The 8,952-nt window shown below is 64.4% G+C and carries 8 protein-coding genes and 1 other RNA gene; 1 reads left to right on the forward strand and 8 read right to left on the reverse strand.

The annotated features are described in order from the left end of the window. The 5 genes from dnaX to ubiD all read right to left on the reverse strand — a co-directional run. A partial coding sequence (gene dnaX, locus MA09_RS02490; protein WP_036245103.1) for a DNA polymerase III subunit gamma/tau occupies positions 1-1,174 on the reverse strand: 1,174 nt, incomplete at its 3' end. Between the two features lie 72 nt (positions 1,175-1,246). After that, positions 1,247-2,644 (reverse strand): methyl-accepting chemotaxis protein, encoded by a 1,398-nt coding sequence (locus MA09_RS02495; RefSeq protein ID WP_161783187.1) that lies wholly within the window; start codon positions 2,642-2,644, stop codon positions 1,247-1,249. Positions 2,645-2,978: 334 nt separating this feature from the next. Next, positions 2,979-3,077, reverse strand: an RNA gene (gene ffs, locus MA09_RS23965) — signal recognition particle sRNA small type. A gap of 62 nt (positions 3,078-3,139) precedes the next feature. Then, positions 3,140-3,826, reverse strand: coding sequence for a type 1 glutamine amidotransferase domain-containing protein (locus MA09_RS02500; protein ID WP_036245105.1), 687 nt, complete (start codon positions 3,824-3,826; stop codon positions 3,140-3,142). 78 nt (positions 3,827-3,904) lie between these two features. Continuing rightward, positions 3,905-5,389, reverse strand: a complete 1,485-nt coding sequence (gene ubiD / locus MA09_RS02505) for a 4-hydroxy-3-polyprenylbenzoate decarboxylase (RefSeq protein ID WP_036245107.1) — start codon at positions 5,387-5,389, stop codon at positions 3,905-3,907. Between the two features lie 521 nt (positions 5,390-5,910). On the opposite strand from ubiD, the gene MA09_RS02510 reads away from it, so the two are divergent. Next, positions 5,911-6,768, forward strand: a complete 858-nt coding sequence (locus MA09_RS02510; RefSeq protein WP_051933113.1) for a transglycosylase SLT domain-containing protein — start codon at positions 5,911-5,913, stop codon at positions 6,766-6,768. 195 nt (positions 6,769-6,963) lie between these two features. Here the strand turns inward: MA09_RS02510 and nusB are convergent, their stop codons facing one another. The 3 genes from nusB to ribBA all read right to left on the reverse strand — a co-directional run. Beyond that, positions 6,964-7,434 (reverse strand): transcription antitermination factor NusB, encoded by a 471-nt coding sequence (gene nusB, locus MA09_RS02515; RefSeq protein WP_036216485.1) that lies wholly within the window; start codon positions 7,432-7,434, stop codon positions 6,964-6,966. Positions 7,435-7,447: 13 nt separating this feature from the next. Then, positions 7,448-7,927: a 6,7-dimethyl-8-ribityllumazine synthase gene (ribH, locus tag MA09_RS02520; protein ID WP_036245112.1), complete on the reverse strand. Its 480-nt coding sequence runs from the start codon at positions 7,925-7,927 to the stop codon at positions 7,448-7,450. Positions 7,928-7,988: 61 nt separating this feature from the next. Beyond that, a partial coding sequence (gene ribBA / locus MA09_RS02525) for a bifunctional 3,4-dihydroxy-2-butanone-4-phosphate synthase/GTP cyclohydrolase II (RefSeq protein ID WP_036245308.1) occupies positions 7,989-8,952 on the reverse strand: 964 nt, incomplete at its 5' end.

Below are 8,952 nucleotides of genomic sequence, written 5' to 3' on the forward strand. Positions count from 1 at the left end.
CGGCGCGGGCGGCCGGGGCCTGGCCCGGCGCCACGGCCGCCGCCGGCGCGGCCGGCTGCAGTTCGGCGCCGCCCTGCCCCGGGCGGAAGGCCAGCATGCGCAGCAGGGTCATGGTGAAGCCCGCGTATTCGTCCGGCGCCAGGCCGATCTCGTTGCGGCCGTGCACCGCGATCTGGTAGTACAGCTGCACTTCCTGCGGGTCGAAGGCTTGGGCCAGGCGCAGGATGTCGTTCAGTTCCGGCAGGTCTTGCGGCACCGCCGAGGGCACCGATTGCGCCAGCGCGATCCGGTGCAGCAGCGTGCCGAGGTCCTGCAGCGCGCCGTTATACGACAGGCTGCGGCTGGCCATCTCGTCGGCCACCGCCATCAGGTCGGCGCCGTCCTGCGCCAGCAGCGCGTCCAGCAGGCGCACCAGGTAGGACTGGTCGAGCGCCCCCAGCATGCCCTGCACCGCTTCGAGCGTGACCTGGCCGGCGGCATAGGCAATGGCCTGGTCGGTCAGCGACAGCGCGTCGCGCATCGAGCCGTGGGCGCCTTGCGCCAGCAGGCGCAAGGCCGGCTGCTCGAAGGCCACGCCTTCCTGGCCAAGGATGTTTTCCAGGTGCCCGACGATATGTCCGGGCGGCATCTGCTTGAGGTTGAACTGCAGGCAGCGCGACAGCACCGTCACCGGAATCTTCTGCGGGTCGGTGGTCGCGAGGATGAACTTGACGTGCGGCGGCGGCTCTTCGAGCGTTTTCAGCATCGCGTTGAACGCGTGGTTGGTGAGCATGTGCACCTCGTCGATCATGTAGACCTTGAAGCGCGCATTGCTCGGCGCGTACACCGCCTGTTCCAGCAACTGGGCCATCTCGTCCACCCCGCGGTTGGACGCCGCGTCCATCTCGATGTAGTCGACGAAGCGGCCGGCGTCGATCGCGCGGCAGGCTTCGCAGACGCCGCAGGGTTCGGCCGTGATTCCGCCCTGCCCGTCCGCGCCGACGCAGTTGAGCGACTTGGCCAGGATGCGCGACAGCGTCGTCTTGCCGACCCCGCGCGTCCCGGTGAACAGGTAGGCGTGATGCAGGCGGCCCGTCTTCAGCGCATGGGTCAGGGCACGGACGACGTGCTCCTGGCCGACCAGCGTTTCGAAGTTCTTGGGACGGTATTTGCGGGCGAGGACTTGATAGGACATGTCGGGATTTTACCGCAGTTGGCGACTGCCGCGAACATTCCATGGCAGTGCATCACGCCAACAACGGCAAGCTTAGGCCGCCCACTGCAGCGCCTCGGGGCGCGACGCCGGACCAAGGCGGAAAGCATGCACGACCTGCGCCAGGCGCTCGGCCTGCTCTGCCAGCTCGCCGGCGGCGCCGGCAGCCACTTCCACCCGTCCTGCATTGTCGCGTGTGGCAGCATCCATGTCGCTCACGGCCTGTCCGATCGCGGCGATGCCCTCGGCCTGATCGCGGCTGGCCTCGCTGATCTCGGCAATCAGGCTGGAAACCTTGTGAACGCCGTCGACCACCTGCTCCATGGTCGCACCGGCCTGTTGCGCCAACGCACTACCGGCGCCGACCTCGGCGCTGGAAGCCTCGATCAGCTGCTTGATCTCGCGCGCTGCCGTTGCCGATCGCTGGGCCAGGTTGCGCACCTCGCTCGCCACCACGGCAAAGCCGCGGCCCTGCTCGCCGGCCCGCGCCGCTTCCACGGCCGCGTTCAGTGCCAGGATGTTGGTCTGGAACGCGATGCCGTCGATGACGGAGATGATGTCGCCGATGCGGCGCGACGAGGCATCGATCGCCTGCATTTTCTCGACCACCTGCGCCACCACCCGGCCGCCGCGCGCCGCTACCTGGGAAGCGCTGCCGGCCAGCTCATTGGCCTCCCGTGCATTCTCGGCGTTCTGCTCGACCGAGCCGGTCAGTTGCGCCATCGAGCTCACCGTTGCATGGATCGACGCCGCCTGCTCGCTCGTACGCGCGGCGAGCTCGGCGTTTGTCCTGGCGATCTCGCCCGCCGTCGCCGCGGTAGTCTTGACACCCTGCTGCACGCGCTGCATGGCCCCCTGCAGCAGGCGGACGACATCCTGCAACGCACGGCCGCTATGGCTGGTGGCCGGCAGCGCTTCCGGCTGCAGGCTGATCATGCCTTTCTCGTCCTGCAGGAGCTTCACGCTCGCGCTCAGCTCCGCGGACTGCAGTGCATCCCGGTGCAGCGAGTTGGCCAGGTAGCACAATACGGCGCTCTCGACCACGACGTAGGCCGCATGGAGCAGCACCATGCCGAACCCCGGTTCGGCCATGCAAAGCACGCCAAAGCCCAGCTCCTGGAGATAACTGAACGACAGATGATGCAGGGCTACCACGCCTGCGGCCACGACGATGACCGACCAGTCGCGATAGCACAGCAGTGAAGCCAGCAGGACGAAGATCCCGAAGTGCAGCTCGGTGCGGCCCGCTGCCTGATGAATATGGAGTGCACAAAACACCATCAAGGCGACCGCCACGCTCATGCGCGCCGCGCGGGTGCCGCCAGCCAGCATGATGATCGCGCTTGGAACCGCTGCCGCGGGAAAGCCGACCAGGAGCGCCCAACGCAGGGTATCGTACATCCCGGACAACCCCAAGCCCACGGCAAACAGGCCCCAAAGGATCCAGAGCATCAGGCGGTCGGCCCAAAGATAGTGTTGACGTAACGATGTTTGATTGACTTGGTTATCCATGATCGAAGCGCCCGCCTGTATGTACGATGAGTACTTCGATTGAACCAGAAAATATTCCGTACGGAAATATTTTTCAGCAACTTCGTCAAATATTTATTCATCACGTCGTCGCAATGCAACAATGTGTGAGAATGCGGAGATAATCAAGAATGAAATTATTGAAATTATCGACAGTGCAGGTGCATACGTACTGACGACCGCGTGCATGGACCGGCACTGGGAAGCGCATGAAACAGGAATGGAAGGGTGACGCAGGGAAGGAATTCGGAGAGGAAGAGGCGAGCCTGATCTGCGGCACTTGCGGTGAACGGCTTTGGCTGCTTCGTTCCCGACCTGACCAGGTAAACCATGCCGCAATGCGCAGGGGCCCGCCAAGAAACATTATACCCGACCCCAGGTTTTTTGGGGCCGGATCTTGCAATGCCTTGCGAAGACCTAGCCGCGATCCTTCAGCAGCGCCAACAGCGCATGCGCGCCCGGCTCCGACGATGCGGGATTCTGGCCTGTGACGAGCAGGCCGTCGGTCACGACGTAGGGCTCCCAGTCCCCGGCCTTGCTATACTCCCCGCCGTTTTGCACCAGCATGTCCTCGACCAGGAAAGGCACCACCTCGGTCAGCCCCACCGCAGCCTCCTCGGTATTGGTAAAGCCGGTCACACGCTTGCCCTTGACGAGTGGAGCGCCGTCCGGCCCCTTGGCACGCCCGAGCACGCCCGGCGCATGGCAGACCGCCGCCACCGGCTTGCCGCTGGCGAGCATGGCCTCGATCAGGCGGATCGAATCGGCATCCTGGGCCAGGTCCCACAGCGGGCCGTGACCGCCGGGATAGAACACGGCGTCGACATCCTCCGCGCGTACGCTCGACAGCGTGACCGTATTCGCCAGCGCCTCTTGCGCCTCCGGATCGGTGCGAAAGCGGTGGGTCGCCTCGGTCTGCGCGTCGGGCTCGTCGCTTTTCGGGTCGAGCGGCGGTTGCCCGCCCGCGGGGGAGGCCAGCGTCAGGTTTGCGCCGGCATCCTTGAACACATAATAGGGAGCAGCGAACTCTTCCAGCCAGAAACCGGTTTTCTTGCCGGTGTCGCCGAGAAGGTCGTGCGAGGTCAGCACCATCAGGATGTTCATCGGGCCTCCGATACGTGGTGGTCAAAGGCGCAGTCTATCTGCGCCCCGCCCCACGCGCCGCACGGAAGTCCGCCGCTGTCACAGGCCCAGCGTTCCCCAGATGTCGTCCACGCGCGCCCTGACTTCCGGCGTCATCGCGATCGGCGTGCCCCACTCGCGGTTGGTCTCGCCCGGCCACTTGTTGGTGGCATCGATGCCCATCTTACTGCCCAGGCCGCTGATCGGCGAGGCGAAATCGAGGTAGTCGATCGGGGTGTTGTCGACCATGACCGTGTCGCGGGTCGGGTCGACCCGGGTCGTGATGGCCCAGATGACTTCCTTCCAGTCGCGCACGTTGACGTCCTCGTCGACCACCACGATGAACTTGGTGTACATGAACTGGCGCAGGAAACTCCACACCCCGAACATGACGCGCTTGGCATGGCCGGCGTACTGCTTCTTCATCTGCACCACCGCCATCCGGTAGCTGCAGCCTTCCGGCGGCAGGTAGAAGTCGGTGATCTCGCTGAACTGCTTCTGCAGCAGCGGGATGAACACTTCGTTCAGCGCCACGCCCAGCACTGCCGGCTCATCGGGCGGCTTGCCGGTGTAGGTCGAGTGGTAGACGGGATCGCGCCGCATCGTGATGCGGTCGATCGTGAACACGGGAAAGCTATCCTGCTCATTGTAATAGCCGGTATGGTCGCCGTAAGGCCCTTCGAGGGCGTGCTCGAAGCCGGATGGGTGGTTCGCGTCAGGGTAGATATGCCCTTCGAGCACGATCTCGCTCGATGCCGGCACCCGCAACTCGCTGCCGATGGCCTTCGTGAGCGCGGTGCGCTGGCCGCGCAACAGGCCGGCGAACTGGTATTCGGACAGGCTGTCCGGCACCGGGGTGACGGCGCCCAGGATGGTGGCCGGGTCGGCGCCCAGCGCCACCGCGACCGGATACGGCTTGCCCGGATTGGCCAACGCGTGCTCGCGGAAGTCGAGCGCCCCGCCGCGATGCGCCAGCCAACGCATGATCACCTTGTTCCGGCCGAGCACCTGCTGGCGATATATTCCCAGGTTCTGCCGCTTCTTGTGCGGTCCCTTGGTGATGACCAGGCCCCAGGTGATCAGGGGCGCGACGTCGCCCGGCCAGCAGTGCTGGATCGGCAGGCGCGCGAGGTCGACGTCCTGCCCTTCCCAGACGATTTCCTGGCAGGGGGCGCCGCGTACTTCTTTCGGCGCCATGTCCCAGACAGCCTTGACCAGGGAACCCAGGCCCATGATGTCCTTGAAGCCCTTGGGCGGCTCCGGTTCCTTCAGGCGCGCCAGCACGTGGCCGATCTTGCGCAGTTCGCCGACGTCTTCCGCCCCCATGCCGAGCGCGACCCGGCGCGGGGTGCCGAACAGGTTGCCCAGGACCGGGATCGTGTGACCGGCAGGCTTTTCGAACAGCAGCGCAGGCCCTTCGGCGCGCAGGGTGCGATCGCAGATCTCCGTCATCTCGAGGTGGGGCGACACCGGTACGCCAACATGCTTGAGCTCGCCCATCCGTTCGAGCTGAGCCATAAAGTCCCGCAAATCTGAATATTTCATCAAGTTTTGATCGTTATCTCGTCAATAGAAGCTGGTTCAAGGCACCATGCCAAGTAGCTGATTTAGCAAGACATTTCATTCTTGCGGCGTGGAAATCAGAACTAAAAGTAATAAGAACAGATTGTGCTAGGGTTGACTTGGTATAAAGGAGCCACTAGAATCCGTCCTACTTGATGAGGCAGGCAAGTCTTTCTGACATGATTTTAGCTGTTCTCATGCATTCACGGGGTCGGGGCCCCACATGACATTTTTGAGGAGTGTTTTCACTGGGCGTCTGCCCTACCCCCCCGAGACAGTTGTTGAGCCACTGGTTCCACCCGCACGGGTTTCAAAGCAGCCAGCTGTAGCAAAGCAATGACGGCGTTAGTCGGCCGCACCGCGGCGACCTACGATATTTCTGATGCACGGCAATCAGTTACCCGACACAGCGTCCCGGACGGTGTGACAGGAGTCCTTTTTGCCGCGACAAGGGGAATTCGATGATCAATCGTTTCATCACGAGCGCAAGGCTCGTGCAATCCATGGCCAGCCAGCCAGTCACGTGGTCTTCCGTGAGCAAAGCGGCACGCGGTGTACTGAATACCGCACGCAATACCCTGACCGTGTTCGGTCTCTCCGCAGTCGCCATGCTCGCGCTGCTCTATACCAACGAAGACGTCGCCAAGCGCGTCTCGAACATGCTGCACCCCGAACCTGAAATCGTCGTCGTGACCCAGGCCGCCCCGGCGCCCATCGTCGCGGACGTCGCCGAAGCCGTCGAAACGCCCCATGCCGGCGCCGAGCACCTCGGCAACAGCAAGCAGCAGCAGTGGGTCACCTCCTGGCTGAGCAAGCGCTACCGCGTCGCCAGCGATGCCGCCAACATGCTGGTCTCGACCGCCTACATGACGGCACACGAGGTCAAGCTGGACCCGCTGCTGATCCTGGCCGTGATGGCGATCGAATCGGGTCTGAACCCCTTCGCCGAAAGCCCGATGGGCGCCAAGGGCTTGATGCAGGTCATGGCCAAGGTCCATCATGACAAGTTCGAACAGGTGGGCGGCCAGCAGGCGGCCCTGAATCCGGTCGCCAACATCAAGGTCGGCGCCCTGATCCTGAAGGATTACGTCAAGCGCACCGGTTCCGTCGAAGGCGGCCTGAAGACCTATGTCGGCGCGGCCGACCTGGAGAGCGATTCCGGCTACGGCGCCAAGGTGCTGGCCGAGTACAAGAAACTGAAGCAGGTTGCCAAGGGCCACAAGGTCCCGACCACCAACCCGCGCCCGCTGCCGGAAACCACCGTGGTGAAACGGGCTCCCGCAGCCTCCCCGGCGGAGGCGCCGGCAAGCGCACCGGCCACGGCCGAGAACCACGGTTCGGAAGCGCTGGCGACGCTGTAAGCCAGTCAGAAAACACTCCTCACGCGCCACCGCTTGCGGTGGCTTTTTATTTGCCGCATCGGGTGCACCGGCGGCCATCGAGGCCCGCCGGCGCTGCCGAGCGTCATTGGATTCAGCTCGATGCGCAACTTGGCGCAATAAAAAAGCCACCGGGCAGCGCCGCGGTGGCTTCTCTCTATATAGTTGCGTTCCGGATCAGCGGCGCGCGTCCGCCCCTACCTCGTCCGGACGCAGCGTCGAGGCCAGCTTGTCCAGCACGCCGTTGACGTACTTGTGGCCATCGATGCCGCCGAAGGACTTGGTCAGCTCGACCGCTTCGTTGATGACGACGCGGTACGGGATTTCCGGGTGGTTCTTCAGCTCGTAGGCGCCCAGCAGCAGCACGCCGTGCTCGATCGGCGACAATTCGGCCACGCCGCGGTCGATCAGCGGGGCGATGACTTCGCGCAGTTCGACCGAAGTCGCGATGGTGCCGTTCAGCAGTTCGCTGAAGAATTCGCCGTCGGCCTTGTCGAAGCCGTGGGCGCCGCGGATGTTGGTGACGACCGTGCGGGCCGGTTCATTGTTCAGCAGCCATTGGTACAGGCCCTGCAGCGCGAACTCGCGCGCGCGGTGGCGCGGCGTGCGGTTCTTGCTCGGGTTGGCGTGCGTGGTTTTATCAGTCATGTGATTCTCTTCCTTATTCTTCTTCGGCCTGAAGCTCTTCCAGCGCGAACAGCAGGTTCGACATCTCGACCGCGACGCGTGCCGCGTCCGCGCCCTTCTCGGCCATGCGGGCTTCGGCCTGCTCGTCGTTCTCGGTGGTGAGGATGGCGTTGGCGATCGGCATGCCGTAGTCCAGGCCGATGCGGGTGATGCCCGCGCCCGATTCGTTCGACACCAGCTCGAAGTGGTAGGTCTCGCCGCGGATCACCGCGCCCAGCGCGATCAGCGCGTCGAACTGCTGGGTCTCGGCCATCTTCTGCAGCGCCAGCGGCACTTCCAGCGCACCCGGCACGGTGATGTGGAGGATGTCCTCGTCGGCCACGCCCAGGCGCTTCAGTTCGGCCAGGCAGGACGACAGCAGGCCGTGGCCGATGTCGGCGTTGAATCGTGCCTGCACGATGCCGATGCGCAGGCCTTCGCCCGCCAGATTGCTTTCAAAAGTTCCTACCGTCATGGCTGACCTCTTCTTCTCGATGGTATGTATATATATTAGTGGGTATTCGTCCCTGCACGCTTCACGCACAAGGCTGTGGCAGGTAGCCGGTGACTTCCAGGTCGAAACCGGTCATCGACGGCATCTTGCGCGGGTTGGCCAGCAACTGCATCCTGCCGACGCCGAGGTTGCGCAGGATCTGTGCGCCGATACCGTAGGTGCGCAGGTCCATCGACGCGGCGCGGGCGCTCCTCGGGCCGGTGTCGCGCGGGGCGAACTGGGCGAACAACTGGTCCGCGGTCTCTCCGCAATTCAACAGCACGGCCGCACCGCACTCGCCTGCCTTGATGGTCTTCAGCGCCGAGGCCAGGTCCCAGGAGTGGGTCGAGGCGCAGTTGCCGAGCACGTCGAGGATCGACACCGGCTGGTGCACGCGCACCAGGGCCTCCCTGTCGCGCGACAGCTCACCGTGCACCAGGGCCAGGTGGGCCGCGCCGCTCGGCTTGTCGCGGTAGGCAATCAGCTTGAACTCGCCATAGGGGGTCGTCAGCTGGCGTTCGGCCACGCGCTCGACCAGGCTTTCGTTCTGACTGCGGTAGTGGATCAGGTCGGCGATGGTGCCGATCTTGAGGTTGTGTTCTTTTGCGAATTCGATCAGGTCGGGCAGGCGCGCCATGGTGCCGTCTTCCTTGATGATCTCGCAGATCACCGAGGCCGGGGTCAGGCCGGCCATCTCGGTCAGGTCGCAGCCGGCTTCGGTATGGCCGGCGCGCATCAGGACCCCGCCTTTCTGGGCGCGCAGCGGGAAAATGTGGCCCGGCTGGACCAGGTCGTCCGGCGTCGTGCCCTTGTTCACGGCCACCTGGATGGTACGCGCGCGGTCGGCGGCGGAAATGCCGGTGGTCACACCTTCGGCTGCTTCGATCGACACCGTGAAATTCGTGCCGAATGAGGTCCCGTTCTTCGAGGTCATCATCGGCAGCGCCAGCTCGTCGCAACGCTCCTCGGTCAGGGTCAGGCAGACCAGGCCGCGTGCGTGACGGATC

Origin of the sequence: Massilia sp. BSC265 (genome assembly GCF_000740675.1) — a bacterium.
Taxonomy (GTDB): Bacteria; Pseudomonadota; Gammaproteobacteria; order Burkholderiales; family Burkholderiaceae_D; genus Telluria.